A 24,412-nucleotide genomic window follows, 5' to 3' on the forward strand; every position below is an offset into this window, starting at 1 on the left:
GGCCGCCGGAAGCGGCGCAGGCCTATTCGCATGAGCCGAGGCGATAGCCAAAGCCCGGCAGAGTTTCGACCGGCGTGGCGCCGAGCGCGGCGAACTTGGCCCGCAGCCGCCTGATATGGCTGTCGATCGTGCGGTCGGAGACCACGCGCTCCACCACATAGGCGCCATCCATCAGCGCGTCCCGGGTGAAGACGCGGCCGGGGCGGCGCAGCAGGGTGCGGAGCAGGCCGAATTCGGTGGCGGTCAGCACCACGTCCCGCCCATCCCAGGTGACGCGGGCGGTGCCGCTGTCCAGCGCCAGGCGGCCATGGTGCAGCGCCTCCCCGGCAGGTGGCGGAGCCGGTGCGGGCGCCGGGACCGGCGGCGCTGCCGGGGCCCCACGGCGCAGCACAGCGCGGATTCGTGCCACAAGTTCCCGCGGGCTGAAGGGCTTGGTCAGGTAGTCGTCACCGCCGATCTCCAGCCCCACCACGCGGTCCACCTCATCGTCGCGGGAGGAGAGGAACAGGATCGGCACCGAAGCCGCCGGGCCGGGCGTGGCGCGCAGCGCGCGGCAGACCTCGGTGCCTTCCATCTCCGGCAGCATCACGTCCAGCACCATCAGGTCGGGGGCCTGCGCGCGGGCCAGCGCCAGGCCGGCGGCGCCGTCGGCGGCCTCCAGCACCTCGAACCCTGCGCGGGAGAGTGCGAAGCGCACGATGTCCCGGATCGCCGCATCGTCGTCCACGATCAGGATGCGCGGCATCCGTCCTCCCGTTGCGTGGTGTCGTTCCGTACGTGTCGCCGCCTGCGGGGCGGCGCAACGGTGGTGGCCCTGCTCACGGCGCCTCTGCACCGGATTTGCACAGGTTTGGCAAGGCATTTCCCAGCGAGCGTCATCCGCCCGGCACGGCGGGCGGCGAGGATGGCGTGGTGTTTGAGGAAGACCCGCGCATGAACGATGTCCCTGCCCCGCCCCCGCTGCCTGCCGCGCCGCGGCCGCCATTCCGCCTGGGCCGTGCCGGCAAGCTCGGCCTTGTCGGCGGCCTGTTGTTGCTGCTGCTGGTGCCGCATCTGATGATCGAGGCCGTCATCGGCGAGCGCGAATCCTACAGCGAGGAGGTCCGCAGAGGCGTCGCGCAGAGCTGGGGGCAGCCGCAATCCCTGCTGGGCCCTGTGCTGGTGGTGCCGACCCGCACCGCCGCCCCCCGCCCCGGCGTCACCGCAACGATGGAGCCGCTGCGTTGGGACACCGGCTATATCGCTGTGCTGCCCACCCAGTTGGATGCCGAGGTACGGCTGGCACCGGAACGCCGCCGCCGCGGGTTGTTCGAGGCCGTGGTCTATGAGGCGGAGGCCGCGCTCTCCGCCACCCTCGCTATCCCGGCCATCAAGGTGCCGGATGGGACCGAGCTGCTGTGGCCGCAGGCCTTCCTGGTGACCGGGGCCTCCGACCTACGTGCTGCCGCCGGCGGTGCGCGGCTTTCCGCCGACGGGCGGGAGCTGGTCGCGGGCGATGCCTCGGATGCCAGTTGCGTCGGCGCCGAGCTGATCCGCTGGGAACTGGGCCTGGCGGGCCCGCCAGCACCGGACCAGCGCCTGGCGTTGCAGGGAAGCCTGGCGCTGCGCGGCACCGGCAGCTTCAGCCTTATGCCGCTGGCGCGCCATGCCAACCTGACCGTGGCAGCGCCCTGGCCGACGCCGAGCTTCCAGGGCGCCGGGTTGCCGGTGCGTGCGGATATCACCGATAGCGGCTTCAACGCCAGTTGGCGGGAAGGCACCGGCCAGGCGCTGGTGCGCAACCTCAGCGCCAATTGGTGCCAGGGCCTGGCGCAGGCCGGCATGCCGGTGGGTGTCGAGTTGCTGGAAGCAGTGCCGACTTACCGCATGGTCACCCGCGCCTCGAAATACGCGGCGATGTTCCTGGCGCTCGCCTTCCTGACCTATGTGCTGTTCGAGCTGGTGGCGGCGGTCCGCATCCATCTGGTGCAGTACGGGCTGCTGGGACTTTCCGTGGTGCTGTTCCCGCTGTTGCTGGTGGCCTTCGGCGAACCGCTGGGCTTCGCGGCCGCCTTTGCCATCAGCGCCGCTGCGGTGGTCATCCAGTCCTCGGCCTACACGGCGGCCGTCACCCGCAGGCCGGGGCTGACCGGGCTGTTCGCCGCCATCCTGGCCGGGCTGTTCGGCTTTCTTTACGTCGTGCTGAGCCTGGAGGCCTACGCGCTGCTGGCGGGCGCCGTGGCACTGTTCGCCGCGCTCTCGGCCGTCATGGTCGTGACCCGGCGGGTGGATTGGGCGGGAGGCTGAAGCAGGCGGGTACGGGGCCGGCCTTGAAGTGAGCCTCGATGCCATCCATCTACCATCCACACGGATGGTATATGGATGGCGCATCATGACGGATAACGTGACCGAGTTGCGCCCCAAAGGCGGTGACAGCGAGAAGATCACCATCAATCTCGGCTATGTCGATCTCGGCCATATCGACCTGCTGGTACAGGACGGCTTCTACGCCAACCGGACCGATTTCATCCGCACCGCCATCCGTAACCAGATCGAACGCCATGCCGAGGCCGCGCGGCAATCCGTCGCACGGCGAAGCCTCGATCTCGGCATGCGGCACTTCACCCGCGCGGACCTGGAGCAGGTCCAGGCGGCAGGCGAGATGCTGGATATCCGCGTCCTCGGCCTCGCCAGCATTGCCCCCGATGTCACGGCGGAACTAGCCCGCGCCACTATCCGCTCGCTCTCCGTGCTGGGCGCGCTGCAAGCGAGTGCCGCGGTGAAGGCAGCCCTTGCCGAACGGCTTCGCTGAGCCACCACGGCCAGCGGCCCAGCGTGCCCCCTCGATGCGCCGTGCCTTGATCCTTTTCAGAAGGCTGGACCCATGAATTTCCCGCGCCTCCAAGGCATGACCGAAGCGCTCCGCCTGACCCAGGCGGGCCAATTGAACGATGCGACCCAGTTGCTGCAGCAGCTTTGCCAGGGGCAGGCGGCGACAGGCCCGAGGGACGCGACAGTGCGACCGCGGCGCGTGATCGACCTGGCGCGGGCACTACCGAAAGCGATTGCGTCCGGCGTTGTCAGCCCGGGCCCTGCGGCCCCTCGCGCCACTGTCTTCAACGGCACCGCCGCCAGGCCAGCCAATTCGCCCATGCCAGCCGGTGCCGCCTTCCATGCCCTGACCTATAGCGGCCCAACAGGGACCCGCGCCTATCGGCTCTACGTCCCCGCCAGCTATCGCGGCGCGGCAGTGCCGCTGATCGTCATGCTGCATGGCTGCACCCAGTCGCCCGAGGACTTCGCCACGGGCACCGGGATGAACGTGCTGGCGGAGGCGGAGGGGTGCCTTGTCGCCTATCCGGCCCAGCCGGCCTCGGCCAATCCGCAAAAATGCTGGAACTGGTTCAACGCCAACGACCAGCAACGGGACCAGGGCGAGCCGGCGATCCTGGCCGGGCTGACGCGGCAGATCATGCGGGACTACGCCGTTGACGCCCGCCGTGTTTATGTCGCCGGGCTTTCCGCCGGCGGTGCGGCGGCAGCCATTCTAGGCGCGGTCTATCCGGACCTCTACGCCGCCATCGGCGTGCATTCGGGCCTGGCGTGTGGTGCGGCGCGGGACATGCCCTCCGCCTTCGCCGCCATGCGGCAGGGCGGTGCGGCGCCCAGCCGCGCTGCCGCCGGCCAGCGCACGCCACCCGCCATCGTCTTCCATGCCGACCGGGACGGCACGGTGCATCCGCGCAATGGCGACCAGGTCCTGGCGCAATTCGGCGCCGGCCTGGGCATGAAGCCGGAGCGCCAGGATGGGCAGGTGCCGGGCGGCCACCGCTACACCATCAGCCGCTACCGCAACGGCCAGGGTGAGCCGCAGCTTGAGCATTGGTTGATCCAAGGCGGCGGCCACGCCTGGGCCGGTGGACATGCGCCGGGCAGCTATACCGACCCACGTGGTCCGGACGCATCCCGTGAAATACTGCGGTTTTTCCTACAGCACCGGATGGCCTAAGGCGAAACGCAGTCTGAGGGTTGGGAGTGGTATCGCCGTGACGGCACGCGGGGAAAGGTCGGGGAACGAATTCGCCGGACCCGATCTTTCCTTTGGCCGCCAGCCGTCGCTACGACCGGCGGCTGAGGAGGCGGGCTTGTCTGCGGCAACAGGACACGCCCCCTGTAGAGCGCAAGGACAGGGCCGCAGCGGCCAGTCCTAAGCCCTGGAATCGATCAGCGTCTTGATCCGGTTCGCCAGTGCATCCATCGCGAAAGGCTTGGTCAGGACATGCATGCCGGGATGCAGGCTGCCCTGGCCGAGCACCGCGTTCTCCGCGTAACCGGTGATGAACAAGATCCGCAGATCGGGGCGCAGCAATCGCGCCGCATCGGCCAGCTGCCGGCCATTCATGCCGCCCGGCAGGCCGACATCCGTTACCAGCAAATCGATATGCAGGTCAGATTGCAGGATTCGCAAGCCGGCATGGCCGTCCGCGGCCTCGACCGCCGCATAGCCCAGATCCTCAAGCACCTCGGTGACGATCATGCGCACGGTGGCCTCGTCATCCACCACGAGTACCGTCTCGCCCTTCTCCGCGCGCGGTGCGTCCGCCAGGCCGGATTGCGCATCCATGCGGACGAGGTAGCCGTCATGGCGCGGCAGATAGAGGCGTATGGTGGTGCCGTGGCCGACTTCGGACTGGATCCTAATATGCCCCTCCGATTGCCGGACGAAGCCATAGATCATGGAGAGGCCCAGGCCGGTACCCTGGCCCAGCGGCTTGGTGGTGAAGAACGGGTCAAAAGCACGCGCCATGACATCCGGCGTCATGCCCACGCCACTATCCGTGACGGTGAGGACGACGTACTGGCCAGCCGGCAGGTCGTGGTCCTGCCCAGCCTGATGGTCCACCTTGGCGTTCGAGGCGTGGATGATCAGCCGGCCGCCATCGGGCATGGCGTCGCGCGCGTTGATGCAAAGATTGAGCAGGGCGTTCTCAAGCTGCGGCGGGTCCACGAGGGTGAGCCACAGATTATCCGCCCGCGCGACTTCCAGCGAAATCTCCGGCCCGACGGTACGGCGGACCAGGTCCTCCATTCCCGCCACCAGCTGGCTGACATCGGTGGTCTTGGGATCCAGCGTCTGCCGGCGGGAAAAGGCAAGCAGGCGGTGCGTTAACGCCGCCGCGCGCGCGGCGGCTTCCTGCGCCGAGTTGACGAACCGGGCGATCTCATGCACCCGGCCCTGCGCGATGCGAAGCTGCAGCAGCTCCAGGCTTCCCGTGATGCCAGCGAGCAGATTGTTGAAATCATGCGCCAGGCCACCGGTGAGCTGGCCGACCGCCTCCATCTTCTGGGACTGGCGCAGCTGCTCCTCAGTCCGCTCGCGCTGCGCGATTTCCGCCAGCACGACGTCGTGCGCCAGGCTGAGTTCGGCCGTACGGGAAGCAACGCGGTCTTCCAGCGTCTCGTTCAGGCGGCGGAGTTGATCTTCCGCCGTCTTGCGATCGGTGACATCCGAGGAGACGCCGACGAGCCTGGTCTTGCCGGCCTGGCGGTTCCGCACCAGACGCGCACGCAACTCCGCCCAGTGCACGGTGCCGTCCGGCCAGAGGGTGCGGAACTCGGTGGCGAAGTCGCTACCGGTCTCGGCGCTGGCACGGATACGGGCGAGCACCTCGGCCCGGTCCTCTGGATGGATGCTGTCGACCAGGTCGTCGTAGCCGAAATCCGCGTCCTGCCTGCGGCCAAACACTGTCCTGCAGGTGGTGGACGCGGCCAGGACACGGGCTTCGACATCAAGTTCCCAAGGGCCGAGCCGGCCGGCCTGCAGCGCGGTCGCCAGCCTGCTCTCGCCCTCATGCAGCGCCTCGATCCGCGCCCGCGCGTCATACTGACGCTGCCGTCCGCGTAAGGCGGAGCGGGCGAGGCTGATGAAGGTCGTCGGGTGGAACGGGCGCTCCAGGAAGGTGACGTTGCCCAGGATGTCGAGCAGACGCACGGCGGCCGGATTCCGCTCCAATCCACCGCCGCTGCGGGTCAGCACGATGAAAGAGAAGTCGGACCACGCCGGCTGGCGCGCCAGCCGGGCGGAGAGGCCGCGGAGATCGGCGCTCTGGAGCGCTTCCTCCGTCACCACGCCGAAGCCCGCCTCATCGTCCAGCGCGGCCTCGAACATGCCGAGATCCTGGCAGACGAGGCTGGAAGCTTGCGCCTCCGCCAACAGGGCCTGCGCGATGGTGGCATCCCGCCCATGCGGCATGTAGACCAAAGCCCGCGGCGACGAGACGGCTGAGTGAGGCATTATTCGGTGATCGTGCCGTTCATCAACGGCATCGCGGCACCAACGAAAGTCGGGACACCCCGTAGCACGCCCTGGAATTCGTCGAGCGGTATGCCAAGTTGAAGGCCCTTGGCGCTGATGCGGTACTCACGGATCGTATCCTCGTGCGACCCGGTACGCTTCTTGATGACCGAGACCGCCCGGCGAACCCTGCCCATCGCTTCGAAGTAGCGCAGCAGGATGACCGTATCCGCCAGATAGGTGATATCCACAGGTGACTTCATGTCACCCACCAGCCCATGCTGCGCCACGGTCAGGAACGTGGTCGCGCCCTGGCGGTTCAGGTACTGCAATAATTCGTGGATGTGCAGGATGAGCGATTTTTCATCCGGCATGGCTGCCTGATAGCCGTTCAGGCTGTCGATCACCACCGTCTTGGCCTGGGCAAAATCCACCCGTTCCCGCACCCGATGCGCGAACTCGCCCGGCGAGAGCTCGGCGGCGTCGACCTGCTCGATATGCAGCATGCCGCTGTCGCGAAGGCCCTGGAGATCGAACCCCATGGCCCGCGTCCGTTCGAACAACAAGCCGAGTTCCTCGTCGAAGACGAACATGGCCACCTTCTCGCCGCGCTTGGCAGCGGCGATCAGAAACTGCAGTACGAAAGTACTTTTGCCGGTGCCAGCCGGGCCGAGCACCAGGGCGCTCGACCCTTGCTCGACCCCGCCGCCGAGCAAATCGTCCAACTCGGGAATGTCGCTGGTCATGCGACCACGCGTGAAGCCTGTGCGATGCTCGGCGGCGACAAGCCGGGGAAACACATGGACGCCGCCGGTCTTGACGGTGAAATCATGGAAGCCGCCACGGAACGACTGTCCGCGATACTTGGACACCCGCAGCCGCCGCCGCTCCGCCCCATAATCGGGTGCGAGCTCCTCCAGGCGGATCACGCCGTGGACGACGCTGTGCACCGTCTTGTCAAGGGACTCCGAGGTCAGATCGTCCAGCAACAGCACCGTGGCGCCCGAGCGGGCGAAATAATGCTTCATCGCCAGGATCTGCCGCCGGTACCGCAAAGAACTTTGCGCCAGCAGCCGGATCTCCGAGAGCGAATCGAGGACGACGCGGGATGGCCGCACACGCTCGAACATCTCGAAGATCTGCCGCGTCGCCTCGCCAAGCTCAAGGTCGGAGGAGTAGAGCAGGCTCTGCTGCTGGGACGCGTCCAGCAGGCTCTCCGGCGGCACCAGCTCGAAGACCTCGATACTTTCATCAAGGGTCCAGCCATGAGAGGCCGCACCACTGCGCAGCTCACGGTCGGTTTCCGAGAGGGTGATATAGAGTCCCTTCTCCCCCGCTGCAGAGCCTTCCAGCAGGAAGCGCAGGGCAATGGTGGTCTTGCCGGTGCCGGGCGTGCCCTCCAGCAGGAACAGATGGCCCTGGGCCAGTCCGCCGACCAGGATGTCATCCAGGCCGGGAACGCCGGTGCGGGCCTTGTGCGGCGGGCCTACTTCACTCTGCATCGGTGGTCCCGATCTGATCCAGTACGGTCTTGGGGAGGGCATAGGCTGGGATAGCCGCGAGCACGTCGCTCATGCGGTCCCTCGCGCGCCCGGATTCATAGTCGGATTGTCTGCGAAGCCAGAACCGCGAGGGCACACCGCAGAAGCGCTCCAACCGCAGCGAGGTCTCAGCAGTGATGGCGGCCTGCCCCGCCATGATGCGATGAAGGCTTTGCCGTGTGATCCGGAGTTCGACGGAAGCCTGACTCACGCTCAGGTTGAGCGCGGGCAGCACGTATTCGCGCAGTAATGTGCCAGGATGCGGCCAGACCTCGGGATGGGGCGCCGGGATCGGCCTGTTCTTCATTCATGCGGTGTAACGCGCGGAGTGACAGGCCGCAATATCTACACGGCCGCCCTTACGCCGGGACGCCAGGCGCAAACGGCAGCCCGGCCGACCGCGTTCAGGCCTCCAGGCTGCGCCCGCCTGACGCTTCGGACCAGAATCCGCCGCGATAGGCGATCATCCCTTACCGCTCCTGCGTAGCGTGCAAGCCCAAATACGCGGCAACATGGCGGGCCAAGTCCTGCGCATAGGAACCTACGACCAACTCGTGATGCGACCCCGCGACACCGACAATTTTTAGTTGAGACGACAGACGTTGCCAGAGCGGCAGCGAATCGCAGGTTCGCGGATCGCGACGCTCGGCATGAAATAGGATCACCGGACCGGGGAAGGGTTGCGGCCGATAGGAGGCATAAGCCAGCTCACACCCGGCCCGCACGCGATCCAGTGGCGGCGGCAGCGGCCGCTCTGTCTCCGCCGTCGCCACAGTGTTCCGACTTGGGGTGAGGCCGGCTGCCACCCGAATGCTGTTGCCGATGTTCGCCAGCTCCTGACGAAGATAAGCCCGGCGCTCACGGGTGTTCATGCCAGCCATGGCGTCGCGATAGACCGCGAAGCGCCCGAGGCGGAATCGCAGCCAGTCGCGCAGCGACAGGTTGCGCGGATGGAAGCCTGAATCGAGCAGCGCCAGCATATCCATGCGTTCGCCAGCTTCGGCCAATTGTCGCGCCATGTCGTAGACCACCAGGCCTCCGAAGGAGTAGCCGCATAGCGCATAGGGACCGTGTGGCTGGACTTCGCGCAGTGCCGCAATGTAGTGCGCGGCCATGGCGGGAATATCCCGGTGCGGCAGCTTGTCCTGATCCAGGCCATAGGCCTGAAGGGCGTAGACCGGACGGCCGGACAGGGCGCCGAGATGTCCCAGGAACTGGCGCTGCTCCACGACGGTGCCGGACATCCCGTGCACCGCGAAGACCGGCCGCCCGGCGCCATCGCTGACGCGCACGAGAGAGACGTTCCGCTCCGTACCACCCGCTTCAATCAGCTGCGCTAGTTCGGCCACCGTACGGGCGTGGAACAGCACGGACATCGGGAGATCCTGGCCGAACTCGGCCTCGATCGCGGCGAAGAGCGAAATGGCCATAATCGAGTCGCCGCCGAGAAGAAAGAAGTCATCCTCGGCGCTAACGGCGTTGAAGCCGAACAGGCGCCTCCAGATGCCGCAAAGTCGCTCTGTGACTGAAGCGGCTGGATCGGTGGTCTGGCCAGCGACGATGCCAAGAGGCGCTTGCAGGGCGGAGTGATTTGCAAGTTCCTCCAAAATCTCGGGGTTCCGCAGCGCCGCGCGATTGGCGATGGCCCGCCCATTGACCGCGTCCGACGCCGCACGTTCGGAACGCTTGCCACTATGGGTTGTCGGAAGGTCACTGACCTGGGCCAAGACGGCGGGAACATGGGCGGGCGATGTGCGCTCGCCGATCTGCCGACGTATCGCCCTGCTGAGCACATCATCGAGCAACGTCGCGTCCTGCAGAACGACGAGCAGAACGATGCGCGATGCGCCATCCGGCAACACCTGCTCGACCGCCAAGGCATCCTTGATGCCATCGATGCCTGATAACGCCGCATAAATCTCAGCAGGGCCAATGCGGATGCCACGAACGTTGAGAATGCCGTCCGAGCGGCCCCGCATGCGGAAGCCGCCGTGAGGGGATACCGAGATGAGATCCCCGTGGGTCCAGACGCCGGGGTTCTCAGCGAAATATGCGGCGCGGAACGCTTTGCCATCCGGATCGTTGAGGAAGCCGACGGGACGGGAGGGAAACGGATTGGCGCAGATCAGCTCGCCCTCTGTTGCAGCACTCGATCCATCCTTTAGCATTGCCCGGACGTCGAGGCCGAGGCTGCGGCACTGCGCCTCTCCCCGAAACACCGGCAGGCCGGGATGGCCGAGCACGAAGCACCCGATGATATCGGTGCCACCGGAAACCGACTGCAGCGGCACCGGCTTCACCTGGCTGGCGACCCAGTCAAACTGCTCGTCCCGAAGAATGGATCCGGTGGAGAGGATGGCCCGCAACGAGGCAAGATCGGTCTGTCGCGCCGGCACATAGCCATGGTCCGCGCAGAGTTTCAGGTAGGGCGGGCTGGTGCCGAAAACCGTGACGCGATGTTCTTCGACAATACGCCACAGGGTTTCGGGCCCGGTCACGGCGCCGTCGTACAGAACAAGCGTCGTCCCAGCCGCCAGTGCCGAGAGCTGCCAGTTCCACATCATCCAGGCGGTGGAGGTGAAAAAGAACAGCCTGTCACGCCCGCCCAGGTCACAGTGCAGGCGATGTTCCTTCAGGTGCTCGATCAAGGTACCGCCGGCGCCGTGGACGATGCATTTCGGTGCGCCCGTGGTGCCTGAAGAAAACAGAATGAAGAGTGGCTGGTTAAAATCGAAGCGTGCCCACGCCCTACCCTTGACCGATGCCCACGGGATGTCGGACAGCAGCAGCACCGCGGGCGCCTCGGCCGGCAAGGGAACAGAGGCACGGCCCAGTAGAATCATGCCCAGGCGAGGTGCGACCTCTGCGGCAACATGATGCACGCGCAGCGGAAGTTCGGGATCGTCCCCGCTGCTGCCGTGGGAGATGATGAGATCCGGCTTCAGCCGCGCGAAGCGGGACACGATGGCCTCCACCCCCATCTCCGGCGCCGAGGTCGAAAGGCTGGCACCGAGTGCTGCGATCGCCAGGCAGGTGATGATCGCCATGTCATCATTGCGGAATACGGCGCCAACGCGGTCGCCCGCCCGCAGGCCGCGTACGTGAAGCGCGAGTGCGACCTCGGTAACCCTGCTGCGCAGCTCTGCCCAGCTGGTGCTGACCGAGGATCCGTCCGCCTTGCAGCTGATCAGGGCGATGTCGTCGTCCGTCTTGTGCCGGCCACCGCCGAGGACACATTCGGCGAAGTTCAGCCGAACATCGGGAAAGAAGCAAGCGTCGGCGATTCCTTGCCCCTGCCAGGCAGGATTTGAGTTGCCACTCCAAGGAAGATCGCACCACTCAAGAAACAATTGCCAGAAGAGTTGCGACTGCTGAACCGCGAAGTCGTCGAAGGATGCGTACGTCTCGAAGCACAGGCCTGTCCGCACTGCGCAAAACTTCTGGAATGCGGCGAGTTGTGATACGGCGAAGCGTGCGGGGTCGGGATTGAAGATGGGCGCAAGCTGCGCGACCGGGTCTTTCGGCAACGGCAGGGCTTGGGTATTCAGACCATCGGGCATGCTCCGCGCTCCTCTCTTAGGGCACCTAAAGCTTATGCGTGGAAGGACGGCGCGGAATTCTGCGTTGCAGCATATCGTTGCATCCAATCAACAAAACTTGATCACGCTGCAGTGCGGCAGACTGGCTGCGGAGTCCGTGAGAAATAGCGCAAAAATATTTCTTTTAGAGAGAATATAGCTATCTGAAATCTAGCCAGGTGGCTTTTCCTGCGCGCAACGAAATTTGTTCGTGTCTTTGTTACTTCAGCAAAACATCTTGCACTGCAACCAAAGCCAAGCCTTACCTCACCTCTGAAGCTTTCCATTCGGTCACCTTCCAGCGAGCGGACAGAGCCGTGGCCTGGATGAGCCCGAGACATGAGGGGCCAGATGAAGGTAGCCATCATCCACTACTGGCTGGTTGGCATGCGGGGAGGCGAGAAGGTTCTCGAATCGCTCTGCGAGCTCTTCCCCGAGGCGGATATCTTCACCCATGTCTATAGGCCGGAGGCGATCTCGGACACGATCCGGGCGCACCGGGTTTCGACGACGTTCATCGCGAGGTTGCCCTTCGCCGCCCGGCTGTATCAGGCGTACCTGCCGCTGATGCCGCTCGCGCTCGAGCAGCTCGATCTCCGAAAGTATGATCTGGTGATCAGCAGCGAGTCAGGGCCGGCGAAAGGGGTGCTGACGCGTCCGGATGCCTTGCATGTCTGCTATTGCCATACGCCGATGCGATACATCTGGAATATGTACCAGGAGTATCGGCAGCAGGTGCCGCTTCCACTCCGGCCGCTTGTCTCTCTCCTGGCACACCGGCTGCGGCAGTGGGACCAGACGGCATCCGCCCGGGTCGATTTCTTCGTTGCCAATTCACGCAACATTTCGGATCAGATCCGGAAATTCTATCGGCGCCCATCCGAAGTCGTTTACCCGCCGGTGGACCTCGACCTTTTCAACGGGGCGATGGCGGCTGGGACAACGGCCGGAGATTTCTATCTATATGCGGGGCAGCTGATTCCCTACAAACGCGTCGATCTCGCCATCGACGCCTGCAAAGCGCTTGGCCGCCGGCTGGTTATCATTGGCGGCGGCAGCGAGAAGGAACGCCTTGCCCGCCAGGCCGGACCGCTGGTGGCCTTTCTGGGGCATGTCGACGACGCCACGCTGCGCTCCCACTATGCGCGTTGCCGCGCTTTGCTGTTCACGGGCGAGGAAGATTTCGGAATCGTTCCGCTGGAAGCGATGGCCTGTGGCCGACCTGTCATCGCCTATGGGCGCGGAGGCGCACTGGAAACCGTCACGCCGGTTTCCGGCCTGCATTTCTCCGAGCAATCGATCCCGTCCCTGACGGATGCCATGCGGCGCTTCGAAGCCACCGAGCACAGCTTCGACCCACAGGCGATCGCGCAGCATGCGGGAAACTTCTCCAAGGCGCGCTTTCGCGAAGGTTTCCTGGCTGCCCTCGACATGGCCTTGGCCGAGCAGGGCCCGGCAAGGCGTTGGCGCAGCGTCGCCGATTTGCCGCTGCCGTTTCAGCCGACTGTCACCGCCATTGCGGTAGCGGGGGAGGCGGCGTGATGTCGGTCTCAGTTCTCCAGGTCATCGGCGATGGCAGGATGGGTGGCGGCACCACGGCGGTTCTGCAACTGGCGTCCGGGCTGCGGCATCACAGCGTCTCCGTCAGTATAGCCACCCAGCAGGGAACGGAGCTGGTCAGCACCGCCAGGTCGCTCGGCATCGTGGTGCATGAGCTGGATTTCTCGCGGCGCGCCGCCTCCCTGTTCACCTCGCGCAAAGTGCAGGCGGTCATTCGGGCGACGAAGCCCAGTATCGTTCATGCTCACGGCGCCAGGGCGGGGCTTCCCTGTGCCTTGTTGCCACGTGGGCTTGGTCCGGCCATCGCCTATACCGTGCATGGCTTCCACTACGGCAACAAAGCCATCGGCGTCCGGACCTTCGCGCGGTGGAGCGAATGGCTCTGCATCGCCGCCGCGCAGGCCGTCGTCTTCGTGTCCCAAAGCGATGCCGCGTTGGCCTCGAAGGACGGGCTGCTCGGTGGCACGACAACAAGCCATGTCATCTACAATGGCGCTGCGCAGCCCGGCGCCGAGGGCCCTCCGCGCGCGCCGGACCACGACGTGGCCTTCATCGGCAGGCTGCATCACCAGAAAAATCCGCTTCTACTGGCGGAAATCGCTCGGCTTGCTCCTGCCCTGCGGTTTCTCATCGTCGGCGATGGCGAGTTGGGCCCGGCGCTGCGCCAGCGGGTACGTGAACTGTCCTTGCAGGACCGCTTCACCTTCCTTGGCAGCCTGCCGCACGCGGATGCGCTGCGTGCCCTCACCAGGGCCCGCTGCATGGTGCTGCCCTCGCTCTGGGAAGGCCTGCCGATGGCGGTGATTGAGGCGATGCATCTCGGCCTGCCCGTGGTCGCCACGGACATGCCCGGCCTGCGGGAGATGGTGGTGGAGAATGTCACCGGCCATCTGGTGCCGTCCGGCAACGCCGCGCTCTTCGCGAAAAGGCTCAGCGGGCTGGCGGCCGACCGGGCGAGGAGCAGCGCCATGCATGCGGCCGCCAGAAGCCGCGCCGCTGAACTGTTCTCTCTCGAACAGCAGATCGGACGGCACGCTGCCCTGTATCGCGGCATGGTGGCCGCGGCGAGATCCCGCATCGCGGAGCTCGCGGCATGACCGGCCGGCAGGGGCGCCATCGCGGCCTGCATCTGGTCCTTCGTGGCCTCGGCGCGTTGCTGGGCGGTACGCTAATGGCGTCCCTGTTGTCACTGCTGACCCAGACGTTCCTGGCGCGCTCGCTCACCGCGGTCGAGTACGGCCAGTTGGCCGCGATCCTGACGGTGGCCAACCTGCTGTCCTCCGTTGCCTGCGCCGGGGTTAACTGGCTGCTGCTGCAAATCTTCGGTGATGAAGGCCGGCAGGCCTATCGCTGGACACCGGCTCTCGGCCGGTTGCTGGCGCTGAGCGGCGCCTTCGCAACGGTGCTGCTGGGCGCGTATACGCTGGTGGGCAGCAGCGTCTCCGGGCAGGCGCAATGGCTGGCCTTCCTGGCTGGTCTGGCCATTGTCGCCGGCCAGGCCGCGGTCGATTTGGGTTCCGCGCGGCTGCAGCTGGAACGGCGCTATGGCGCGCTGTCGCTTTGGCAGGCGGCGACGCAGGCACTGCGGTTGCTGCTGCTCTGCCTGATGGTACTGCCGCGTGACGCCCCGCCGTCGCTGGAAGAAGTGTTGCTGTTGTACGGCCTTACCGGAATGGCGGTTGCTGCCGCCGGCGCGTGGCTGCTGCGTCCGCTCTGGTCCGCCAGCCTCGCCTTGCCGCCGGATGGCCCTGCCAGCCTTGTAGACCGCACAGCCCCGTCGCTGGTGTCCGTGGCGAAACTGGCGATGCCCTTCGCGTTGATGACCGTCTTCTACGTGCTGTACTTCCAGTGGGCCGTCGTGCTGCTCGATTGGCAGGTCGGCGGCGCCGCGGCGGCCTCCTACAGCGCGGCATTATTGCTGATTGCGGCGGCCTCCATGCTGCCGCAGGTCGTCTACATGAAATTCCTCACGCCGATCATCTGCCGCTGGGCGGTGCATGACCGCGCGCGGTTCGGCGCGGTGTTCCACCTGGGTGTCATTGCCATGTTGGCGACGGGCGTGGCCGGCATGCTGGTGCTTGGGCTCGGCAGCCCGATCCTGATCCCGCTACTGTTCGGCGATGGATTGCCGGATGCGGTGATGGTGCTGTCCATCCTCTCCCTCGCCCTGCCGATCCGCTTCGTGCACGCATCCTTCAGCGCCACCTTTGTCAGCCCGGCCGAAGTCGCGCAAAAGGTTGGTTACCTGGGTTGGGCCGCATTGTGCGGCATCCTGGCGAATCTGGCCCTGGTGCCGGTACTAGGTTTGGCGGGCGCGCCCATCGCCGCCGTGCTGAGCGAGGCCGTGCTGCTGGCCCTGCATGTGCGCGGGATGCACCGGTTGATCCACGGCGTCTCCATCCGGGCGACGTTCCGCCCAGCGACCTCGGTCTCGTCGCTGCGCCTCCTCATGGAGCACGGCCGCCATGCGGATTGACCGGCTGGCCATGGCCATGTTGCTGGCAGGCTCGATGGGCGCGCACGCCCAGCCGGCTGGCCGCATCCAGGCCTGGCTGGGCGAAGGCGGCGTTACGGCGGGCCTCGGCGTCAATGTCCACTTTCCGCCCGGGCGCCCGCGGGATCTGCCACGCATCCGGCAACTCGGCTTCCAGGTGGTGCGGACGGATCTGCTCTGGGCGCAGGTCGAGACTGGGCGAGGGCGCTATGACTGGGCGGCGGCCGATGTGCTGTTGGGCGACCTGGAAGCCAACGGCCTGCAGGCCCTGTTCATCCTCGCCTACTCCAACCCGCTTTATGCGGAGAGGGTACCGGGGCGGCCGGATTCACCTTCGCTTGGTTACGCCGCGCCCCAGCATGGCGAAGCGCGGACCGCGTTCATGGCCTTCGTGCGCCTGGCGGCCGCGCGTTACCAGGGCCGCGTCGCGTGGGAAGTGTGGAACGAGCCCGACCATAATTTCGGCATGCCGGTCGACCTGCGCACCTATATCGGCTTCGCCGCCGAGGCCTGTGGCGCCGTGCGCGCACAGGATGCCGGCGCCGTCGTTCTAGGGCCGGCCGCGTCCGGTTTCCTGCGCTGGTTCCTGGAGGATTTCGCCGAGGCCGACCGCGCCGGATGCTTCGACGCTGTCAGCGTGCACCCCTATCGCGACCGCGCGCCGGAAGACGTGCTGGAAGACTGGGCGAGGCTGCAAGGCGTGGTACAGCGGGTCGCGCAGGCGCAGGGCCGCACGCCGCCGGCGATCGTCAACAGCGAGTGGGGCTATTCCTCCACCGGCGGCGCCTGGACCCGGCAGCGGCAGGCGGATTACGTCGCCAGGCTCTGGCTGTTGGATCGGATGGCCGGCATTCCCCTGACCATCATCTACGATTGGTGGGACGACGGCCCGGATGCCAGCCAGAAGGAAGCGAGCTTCGGCATCGTCGATCACTGGGGGCAGCCGAAGCCGGTCCATACGGCGCTGGCGCGCATCGCCGGGGCACTGCGCGGCCTGGAGTACCAGGGCCGGGTGGAGACGTTCCGGACCGGCGAGTTCCTGCTGGCTTTCGGCGCGGCGGAGGGCCCAACCAGCGTCCTGGTCGGGTGGAACACCGAGGCCCAGGGCAGCATGATCGTCGCCCCCAGGCGCCTGTGCCTGGCGGGCCAGCCCGCGCCACTCTCCCCTGGCTGTGCGCCGGATGGCACGCAGTTCGTGGTGGCAGAGAGCCTGCGGCTGGACACGGCGCCGCGTATCTTCTCGGTCGGCGGGGATGGCTCGCTGCGGCCGGCGGGGCCGGCGCGATGAGAGCCATCCCTGCCCTCGGCTCAGGCGAAGATGAAGTCGCTCTGGCTCAGTGCCTGCAGGTGATCCAGCGTCAGGGTATCGCCCCCGGCGAAGGTCACCAGCATGGCATCGGCGCCCTGCCGCGTGGTCGCCTGCCAGCTCACGTCGCTGGCGGAAACGCCGACCAGTTCGATCCTGTCGGTGCCACGGGTGAAGTCGGTGATGATGTCATCGCCTTCATTGCCGTGGGTGGAGAAGATGTCGGCGCCTTCGTCCCCGGCCATGCGGTCGTTGCCGGCGCCGCCATAGATGCGGTCGTCGCCCTGCCCGCCGAGGATGACGTCGTCTCCGGCATCGCCGTAGATCGTATCGTTGCCGTTCTGGCCCCACAGATGGTCGTTGCCGGCACCGCCGGAGAGGCCATCATCGCCGTCATGGCCGGTCAGGGTGTCATTGCCACCGCCGCCTTGCAGCCAGTCATCGCCGGCGTGGCCCACCAGCTTGTCGTCCCCATCCGCGCCGTTCAGGTACACCGGCGTCGTGCTCAGCAGGATCGGGTCCACGCCCGGCCTGGCAGGCGTGGCCGGCGTCTCCGCCTCGATCGGCGCACCGGCGGCGTCCTCCTCGTAGACGCGGATGTAGTCCACCTTCATCTCGGCGGGGAACGGCGTCGTGCTGTCCGGGTTGCCGCCCCAGTCGCCGCCGACGGCCAGGTTGACCACCAGGAAAGAAGGCCCGAAGTCGCGGAAGGCGGCGCCGTCCAGATGCGTGGTCAGTTGGCCGTCGAAGTAGAAGTCCAGGGCGTCCTCGGTCCATTCCAGTCCATAGGTATGGAAGCCGGCCGAGACATCGGTGCCCACCGCTGCCGCGTTCGTCGTGTGCTGGGCGGGGTTGCCGCGGAAATCGTGGGTGGAGTTGTGGACGACCCAGGGGTCGTGGCCCAGCACCTCCATGATATCGATCTCGCCCATGCCGACCAGCCAGAAGGCCGGCCACAGCCCCTGCCCTTGCGGCAGCTCGGCCCGCATCTCCCAGTAGCCGTATTGCTGCCAGAAGCCGTCCGGCTGCGTCCCTTCCGAAGCCGGCCCCCCCGAGGTCTCCAGCACACCGGACACGTAGGGGGTCGAGACGTCGTCCTTCAGGTTCTCCGGCGTCGGGACAGCGGTGATCGTCAGCACGCCGTCGGCGACGCTGAAGGGATTATAGGCATCGGCCCCGCCGAACCCGGCATCCACGTAGGTCTGCTGCTCGTGGTTATCCGCGAAGGTCCGCAGGTTTTCCCAATGCGCCAGGGTGGGAGAAAAGGCGCCCCCCTGGTCCAGGAAGAGTGGCTGCTGGGGGTCATTGAATTCGGCGTCGAAGGTCAGGCGGAAATTACCAGCTGGCATCAAGATCCCTCATACGTGGCGACATCAGTCAGAAGTGCCCAATCGGCTACGTTAAGTGTAATTCTCAAGCAATACATGCCATCTTGGAAATCATAATTCCTTACGTTTGAATCATGAACCGATCGATAATCGCATTATGATTCAATCATTCGGGCTCTCTATGCGCGAATCTGAATACTATCGATGAATCTCCTATAATTTGACTCGTTCGATTTTGTGGATTCTTCGATTCGATACCGATATACTTAATTCAATCGCAAATCCTGGCCTGCCCACCCCAAAGGAGCTCTCTGCGATGAACCGCCTGCCCGCTGTCGATGCCTCCATGGCCCTCCTGATGGATGATGCGGTCCGGCAATCCGGGCCCGCGCAGGCCATCGACCAGCTGCTGCGCGCCGCGCGGCGCGAGTGGAAGATGTTGCTGCTGATCTCCGGCCTGACCGCCGCGGTCGCCGGCGCATATCTCCAGCTGGCCGAGCCCCGCTACACGGCGGAGGCGATCATCATGGCGGCCCCCCGGCAGTCGGACATCGCCAATACCGATGCCGTCTCGCGCACCGGCGAGACCCAGTTGCCCGATGTGGAGGGCGAGCTGCAGATCATGAATTCACCCGCCTCACTCTCCCGCGTGGTGCAGGAACTCGGCCTGGCACGGCGGGCGGAGCGGTTGGCAGCAGCGGGAGATGCGCCGCAGGACAGGCTGGCGGCATTCACTGCCACACTTTCCCGCCGGGTCAGCCCCGCGGCGCTGGACCTGGATGCGGCGGTGGGCAACGAGGCCGGGCGCAGCACGGAAGACCGGCTGGTGGACCAGCTGGGCAGCGCGGTGCAGGTGACGCCGATCGGCCGGTCCACCCTGGCGCGGATCCGGCTCTCGGCCGCCGACCCGGCCCTGGCGGCGGAGGCCGCCAACGCGGTGGCCGAGAATTACCTGGCCAACCGCGTGCGCGGCCGCCAGGAAGCCGCCGAGCGGGCGGCCGAATGGCTGCAGCGCCGCGCGCAGGAGTTGCGGGCGCATGTGCTGGAGGCCGACCAGCGCATGGCGGCGCTGCGCCTTGCCTTGCAGGTGGATGGCCGCGACCTGCCGCAGATCAATGCCGAGATGGCCGGGCTGGGCGAGCGCATCCTGCAGGCGCGCGTGGAGAAGGAGCGCGCCACCAACCGGCTCGCCTCGGCCGAGGCACTGGTGCAGCGCACCGGCATCCTGTCGCTGCTGGACTGGGAAACGGCGGCGGGCGGCGACCGGCATATCGACCGGCTGCGCACCACGGCGGCGGAGGCCAACCAGGAAGTCGGCCGCCTTTCCATCGAGCTTGGCAGCGAGAGCCTGGCGCTGCGGCGCGCCCAGGCGCAGCGCCGCGTTACCCAGGGGCAGATGGAGGCCGAGGCGCGGGCGCGGCTGGCGGCCTTGCAGGCCGATGTGGCCGCCGCCACAACCCTGAGTGGCGCGTTGGAGGGCCGCTTGCAGGCGCTCCGCCGCCAGGCCAACGACCTGACGGTGCGGCAGACGCAGCTGGAGGCGGCGCAGCTGGAGGGCAACGCCAACCGGGCGGTCTACGAGACCTTCCTCTCCCGCCTGCGGACGACGGAACAGGTGGGCTTCAACGACACCGATGGCTGGCTGGTCTCCCCCGCGACCGTGCCGGCGCGGCCGACCTGGCCGCAGGTGCCGCTGGTGCTTGCCGCCGCCTTCATCGCCGGCCTCGGCCTGTGCATGACCGCCATTGGCTTCCGTGAGTTCCGGAAGAGCCGCACCCTGCGGAGCCAGGATGACGTGACCCGGCAATTCGCCGCCAGCGTCCGCTATCTCGGCCATATTCCAGAGCTGCGCGGGCGGCCGGACCGGGCTGTGAAGGCCATCCTCGCCGGCAAGCCGCGCGACTTCGTCGAAGCCGTGCTGGGCCTGCAGGACAAGCTGGGCCCGGCCAGAGCGGAAGGCGCGGAGGCGCCGCGCCGTGGCAGCGTCATCGCCATCATCTCCGCCCTGCCGCAGGAGGGGAAATCCACCACCCTGGCCTGCCTGGCCGCCGCTGCGGCAGCGGGGCAGCGTGTGGTCGTGGTGGATTGCGACCTGCATTCCTCCTGGCAGCAGGGCGCCTTCGATATCGGGGCCTGTCCGGGCGTGGCGGGCTATCTGGCCGGGCGCGTCGACAACCCACGCGACGCCGGCCGGCTGCATGAGGCCAGCGGCGTGTTCGTGCTGCCGGCCGGGCGGTGGGAAGCGCAGCTGCATGCCTTCTCCCGCTCCCCCCGCCTGCCGGCCCTGCTGTGCCAGCTGCGGAGCGAGTTCGACCTGATCCTGATCGATACGCCGCCGCTGCTGGTGGCCAGCGATGCGCGGGCGCTGTGCGGCCTGGCCGATGCCGCCGTGCTGGTGGCGCGCTGGGGCCGCACGCCGGCCGCGCTAGCGCGGCACACCCAGCAGCAGATCCAGGAGACCGGCACGGCCCTGGCCGGCGTCGTGCTGACCCGCGTCGATATGGCGCGGTTCGCGACCTTCGACTTCCCCGCCGCCGGGGCCATTCGCCGGGGCCGCCCCGCCCTGGCCGCCGCCGCCACGCAGCAACTGCCGGCCCCGGCGGGCATCGGAGGCCAGCGGGCATGAATACGGCCCCGCAGCCCCTGCCCAGCGCGCCGCGCGGCGAGCCATTCGACATCGGCCTGGGCGTGGTGAGCATCCTGCTGATCGGCAGCATCCTGCCGGCCATGATCGGCGGCCAGCCGGTGGGCCAGCCCTCGCAAAGCGACGTCGCCAGCATCCAAGAATCCGGTGACGCCGCCCGGCAGGCGGTGATGCTGGCGCTGTACGGCATGCATCTGGCCCTGCTGGCCTGGACGGTACGGCCGCGCGCCTTCCTGCTGATTGGCTTTCCGCTGATCGGCTTCATGGCATGGTGCGCGCTCTCCGCCTTCTGGTCACCGCTGCCGGAGCCGACGCTTCGCCGCGTCTTCGCCATGGTGGGCACGCTGGCGGCAGGGCTGTGCCTGGGGTTGCGCCTGGGGCCAAAGGGCCTGGTGGATGCGATGCGGATCTCCGCCGGCATCGCCCTGGTGGGCTCCATCCTGCACGCGGCGGTCAACCCGCTGCTGGGCTTCGACCATAACGGCTATCTGCGCGGCCTGTTCTCCCACAAGAACCTGTTTGGCTCGTTCATGGCCATGTCCATCCTGGCGGTGATCCACCACATGGCCAGCGGCGACGGCGGACGCTGGAACCGGTTGGCAGACAAGGCACTGCTGGTGGGCTGCGCGGTCGGGCTGGGCGCGGCGCATTCGGCCACGCCGCTGCTGGCACTGCTGGCCGGCATCGGGCTGTTCTGCAGTGCCGCGCTGGCGGCCTCCGGCCGTGGCCTGATCAGCGTGGCCGCGCCGGCCGTACTGGGCTGCGGCGCCGCCATCATCCTGGCCTTCGGTGGCGAGATCATGCCCCTGGTCGCCGCCGCGCTGGGCCGGGACCCAAGTTTCTCCGGCCGCGGCACCGTGTGGGCCTTCGTGCTCGGCGCCGTCGCGCAGCGCCCCTGGGCCGGCTTCGGCTACGGCATCTTCTGGCTGGGCGAGGCCGCGCCCGGCGCCGTTTTCTGGTACTGGTCCCGCCAGTACGAACTGCATGCCCATAACGGCTACCTGCAGTTGCTGCTGGATGCCGGCATCATCGGCAGCGCGCTGTTCCTGGCCAGCCTGGCAGTGCTGCTCAACCGCCTGCTGGCGCTGGTGCATGCGCGGCACGGCACGGATGGCCTGGTCGGCTGGGCCGCCATGGTGCTGGGCTTCTTCCTGGCCTGCAACCTGAGTGAATCGCGTATCCTGCAGGGCAACGACCTGCTCACCTTGCTGTTCGTCTGGAGCATCGTACGCGTCAACCTGGAGTGCTGGCGGGTGCGCGTCGCCGGTCTCGTCGCACGGCAGATCGCCTGGCAGAATCAGGCTGCGTCCTGGCCCAGGCCCGCCCCCACGCTCATGCCGCAGGAGCGCTGACACCATGCCCGACGCCACGCCAGCCCCGGCGACTCTGTTCGTCACCGACGAGCCCTTCCTGCCGCCCGGCAATGGTTCCTCCCAGGTCTATCTCTCCGTCGCGGAGGAGTATCGCCGCCAGGGTAGCCGGATCTTCTGCCTGTCCTTCTACAAGGACGCCGGCAAGGCGCTGTCGCCAGCCTCCGCCGCGGCCTATGCGGAAATTTCCTGCGGCCATCTGATGCTGCCGGGGTGGAACAATGGCGGCAGCCCCCTGGGGCGCGCGGGCCAGGCGGTGCGGGAAGCCCATCGCTGGATCAGCGGCGACGTCTTCGTCGGCCACCCGTTCCTGCAAAGCCGCCGGCCGGCCATGGCGCGGCTAGTGGCGGACTGGATTCGGCAGCAGGGCATCGCCCATATCTACTGCCACAAGATTCATGCCCTGCTGCTGATGCAGCCGATCCTGGCGTTGCTGCCGGGCATCCGCATCTCGCTCGACCTGCACGACGATTTCGTCCGCAAGGCGTTGGATTACGACATGGCATATGGCGACCTGTTCCGCGAGCTCTCCCCGCGCGAAATCCTGCGCGATCATGGCGCGGCTTGGCTGCGGCACAGGTTCCGTCGTACCAACCCGGACCGTTCCCGGGCAGCGGAACTGGCGGCCCTGTCGCGATGCGACCGCATCCTGGCCGCCTCGAGCGAGGAGGCTTCGCGCTATGCCGCCTTTCCACAGTTGGTTGGCAAGGTGCGCCATCAGCCATGGCGCTACACCGTGCCGGATGCGGCAGAAACCCCGCCCAGCGCGGCAGAGCCCTACGACATCGGCTTCATCGGCTCCGAGGACGTCATGAACCTCGATGCGGTGCGTTATCTGCGCGACGACATCCTTCCCTTGCTGCGTGGCCAGATGCCCGGTCTACGGGTCCTGCTGGCGGGAACATTGTCGCAGAAGGTGCATTCGCTGGTCGGCCACGTATCAGACATCCATGTGAAGCCGAGGCTGGAACAGGTCGGGCATTTCTACCGCGACGTCGCGGTGCCGGTCGTGCCGCTGCGCTATGGTACCGGCGTCAGCATCAAGGTGATGGAGGCGCTGGCCTTCGGCAAGCCGATGGTCAGCACGCGCATCGGCATCCGTGGCCTGCCGCCAAGTATGCGGCAGGGCATCGTCGTTGCCGATACGGCGCAGGATTTCGCCGCCGCCGTCGTGCAGCAACTTCTCCGCCGGGGCGGACAGGCCGCCCATGCGGGCCCATCGACAACAGCGCAACCAACATCCATGGCGAGGCACTGAGATGGCACGCTTCCTGGTCACCGGCGGCGCTGGCTATGTCGGCAGCCATGTCGTCCTGGCCCTGCGCGAACGCGGGGACGACGTCGTGGTTTTGGACGATCTGCGCCAGGGGCACCGCCAGGCGGTGGCAGCCGGAGCGGAGCTGGTGGTCGCGGATGTCGGGGACCGCAAGAACCTCACCGAGATATTCGCAAACTGGAAGTTCGATGGGGTGCTGCACTTCGCCGCGCTCTCCCTGGTCGGCGAAAGCATGCGGGAGCCGCTGCGCTACATGGCGGAGAACCTCAGCAATACGCTCTGGCTGGCCGAGGCGGCGGTCAAAGCCGGCTGCGATCGCTTCGTGCTGTCCTCGACCGCCGCCTTGTTCGGATTGCCCGAGATCATCCCCATCGAGGAAGACGCTGGCTTCGCGCCTGTCTCTGCCTATGGCGAGTCCAAGCTAATGGCCGAGCGTGGATTGGAGTGGGCCGACAGGGTCCACGGCCTACGCTCGGCCTGCCTGCGCTACTTCAACGCGGCGGGCGCCGACCCGCAAGGCCGGCTGGGCGAGGACCATACGCCGGAGACGCACCTGATTCCGCTGGCGATCGACGCGGCGCTTGGCATCCGGCCGCCGCTGACCGTGTTCGGTACGGATTACGACACGCCGGACGGCACCGCCATCCGCGACTATGTGCACGTCACCGACCTGGCCGACGCCCATCTGCGCGCGTTGGATGTGCTGAAGCAGGGTCGCAGCGTCCGGTACAATGTGGGCAACGGCAACGGCTACTCGGTGCTGGATGTCATCAGGATGGTGGGCGAAGTCAGTGGAAGGCCCGTGCCCTATGCCGAGGGACCCCGCCGGGCAGGAGACCCGGCGGTGCTCGTCGCCGCGAATGCAAGGCTGCGCCGGGACACCGGATGGAGCCCGCGTTACGGTTCGTTGGAGCAGGTGGTGCGCACCGCCTGGACCTGGCGCCAGAAGCACCCGCATGGCTTTGATGGCGTTGCTGCCACGATGAGCGCAACGCCTGTTGCCGAAAGCGCAATGGCCTCGCCCTGAGCAGGGTATCCACC

At 67.0% G+C, this 24,412-nt stretch carries 17 protein-coding genes; 11 read left to right on the plus strand and 6 right to left on the minus strand.

What is annotated here, in order from left to right:
• Positions 1-22: 22 nt before the first annotated feature.
• Positions 23-745, minus strand: a complete 723-nt coding sequence (locus tag IBL26_RS04815; protein ID WP_187783325.1) for a response regulator transcription factor — start codon at positions 743-745, stop codon at positions 23-25.
• A gap of 188 nt (positions 746-933) precedes the next feature.
• Between IBL26_RS04815 and creD the strand changes: the two genes are divergently transcribed.
• The 3 genes from creD (at position 934) to IBL26_RS04830 (ending at position 3,988) form a co-directional block, all read left to right on the plus strand.
• The gene (gene creD / locus IBL26_RS04820) at positions 934-2,286 is read left to right on the plus strand and encodes a cell envelope integrity protein CreD (RefSeq protein WP_187783326.1); all 1,353 of its coding nucleotides are present in this window, start codon (positions 934-936) and stop codon (positions 2,284-2,286) included.
• 85 nt (positions 2,287-2,371) lie between these two features.
• Positions 2,372-2,791, plus strand: a complete 420-nt coding sequence (locus tag IBL26_RS04825; protein WP_187783327.1) for a CopG family transcriptional regulator — start codon at positions 2,372-2,374, stop codon at positions 2,789-2,791.
• Between the two features lie 72 nt (positions 2,792-2,863).
• The gene (locus IBL26_RS04830) at positions 2,864-3,988 is read left to right on the plus strand and encodes an extracellular catalytic domain type 1 short-chain-length polyhydroxyalkanoate depolymerase (RefSeq protein WP_187783328.1); all 1,125 of its coding nucleotides are present in this window, start codon (positions 2,864-2,866) and stop codon (positions 3,986-3,988) included.
• Between the two features lie 198 nt (positions 3,989-4,186).
• On the opposite strand, the gene IBL26_RS04835 is transcribed toward IBL26_RS04830, so the two are convergent.
• The 4 genes from IBL26_RS04835 to IBL26_RS04850 all read right to left on the minus strand — a co-directional run bounded on the left by IBL26_RS04835 (position 4,187) and on the right by IBL26_RS04850 (position 11,375).
• Positions 4,187-6,274 (minus strand): hybrid sensor histidine kinase/response regulator, encoded by a 2,088-nt coding sequence (locus IBL26_RS04835; protein ID WP_187783329.1) that lies wholly within the window; start codon positions 6,272-6,274, stop codon positions 4,187-4,189.
• Entirely contained in the window at positions 6,274-7,776 is a 1,503-nt protein-coding gene (locus tag IBL26_RS04840) for an ATPase domain-containing protein (protein WP_187783330.1), read from the minus strand. The genes IBL26_RS04835 and IBL26_RS04840 overlap by 1 nt, the downstream gene beginning before the upstream one ends.
• Positions 7,766-8,122, minus strand: coding sequence for a HigA family addiction module antitoxin (locus IBL26_RS04845; RefSeq protein ID WP_187783331.1), 357 nt, complete (start codon positions 8,120-8,122; stop codon positions 7,766-7,768). The genes IBL26_RS04840 and IBL26_RS04845 overlap by 11 nt, the downstream gene beginning before the upstream one ends.
• Before the next feature lie 163 nt (positions 8,123-8,285).
• The gene (locus tag IBL26_RS04850; protein WP_187783332.1) at positions 8,286-11,375 is read right to left on the minus strand and encodes an acetoacetate--CoA ligase; all 3,090 of its coding nucleotides are present in this window, start codon (positions 11,373-11,375) and stop codon (positions 8,286-8,288) included.
• A gap of 369 nt (positions 11,376-11,744) precedes the next feature.
• On the opposite strand from IBL26_RS04850, the gene IBL26_RS04855 reads away from it, so the two are divergent.
• The 4 genes from IBL26_RS04855 to IBL26_RS04870 are packed head-to-tail and all read left to right on the plus strand — an operon-like array spanning position 11,745 to position 16,735.
• Positions 11,745-12,935 (plus strand): glycosyltransferase, encoded by a 1,191-nt coding sequence (locus IBL26_RS04855; RefSeq protein WP_187783333.1) that lies wholly within the window; start codon positions 11,745-11,747, stop codon positions 12,933-12,935.
• Positions 12,936-12,973: 38 nt separating this feature from the next.
• Positions 12,974-14,050 carry a glycosyltransferase gene (locus IBL26_RS04860; protein WP_187783334.1) on the plus strand — a complete coding sequence of 359 codons (1,077 nt, stop codon included), beginning with the start codon at positions 12,974-12,976 and terminating at the stop codon, positions 14,048-14,050.
• Positions 14,047-15,429: a lipopolysaccharide biosynthesis protein gene (locus IBL26_RS04865; RefSeq protein ID WP_187783335.1), complete on the plus strand. Its 1,383-nt coding sequence runs from the start codon at positions 14,047-14,049 to the stop codon at positions 15,427-15,429. Before IBL26_RS04860 ends, IBL26_RS04865 begins: the two co-directional genes overlap by 4 nt.
• Positions 15,419-16,735, plus strand: coding sequence for a glycoside hydrolase 5 family protein (locus IBL26_RS04870; RefSeq protein WP_187783336.1), 1,317 nt, complete (start codon positions 15,419-15,421; stop codon positions 16,733-16,735). Before IBL26_RS04865 ends, IBL26_RS04870 begins: the two co-directional genes overlap by 11 nt.
• A 20-nt stretch (positions 16,736-16,755) precedes the next feature.
• Here the strand turns inward: IBL26_RS04870 and IBL26_RS04875 are convergent, their stop codons facing one another.
• A complete protein-coding gene (locus tag IBL26_RS04875) occupies positions 16,756-18,102 on the minus strand; it encodes a family 16 glycosylhydrolase (RefSeq protein WP_187783337.1) in 1,347 nt (448 codons plus the stop codon).
• A gap of 295 nt (positions 18,103-18,397) precedes the next feature.
• On the opposite strand from IBL26_RS04875, the gene IBL26_RS04880 reads away from it, so the two are divergent.
• The 4 genes from IBL26_RS04880 to galE are packed head-to-tail and all read left to right on the plus strand — an operon-like array spanning position 18,398 to position 24,398.
• Positions 18,398-20,707, plus strand: coding sequence for a GumC family protein (locus IBL26_RS04880; protein WP_187783338.1), 2,310 nt, complete (start codon positions 18,398-18,400; stop codon positions 20,705-20,707).
• Positions 20,704-22,077 carry an O-antigen ligase family protein gene (locus IBL26_RS04885; protein WP_187783339.1) on the plus strand — a complete coding sequence of 458 codons (1,374 nt, stop codon included), beginning with the start codon at positions 20,704-20,706 and terminating at the stop codon, positions 22,075-22,077. Before IBL26_RS04880 ends, IBL26_RS04885 begins: the two co-directional genes overlap by 4 nt.
• Before the next feature lie 4 nt (positions 22,078-22,081).
• Positions 22,082-23,353 (plus strand): glycosyltransferase, encoded by a 1,272-nt coding sequence (locus tag IBL26_RS04890; RefSeq protein ID WP_187783340.1) that lies wholly within the window; start codon positions 22,082-22,084, stop codon positions 23,351-23,353.
• 1 nt (position 23,354) lies between these two features.
• Positions 23,355-24,398, plus strand: coding sequence for a UDP-glucose 4-epimerase GalE (gene galE, locus IBL26_RS04895; RefSeq protein WP_187783341.1), 1,044 nt, complete (start codon positions 23,355-23,357; stop codon positions 24,396-24,398).
• The last annotated feature ends 14 nt before the right edge of the window (positions 24,399-24,412 follow it).

The organism is Teichococcus aerophilus, assembly GCF_014490485.1.
Taxonomy (GTDB): Bacteria; Pseudomonadota; Alphaproteobacteria; order Acetobacterales; family Acetobacteraceae; genus Pseudoroseomonas; species Pseudoroseomonas aerophila.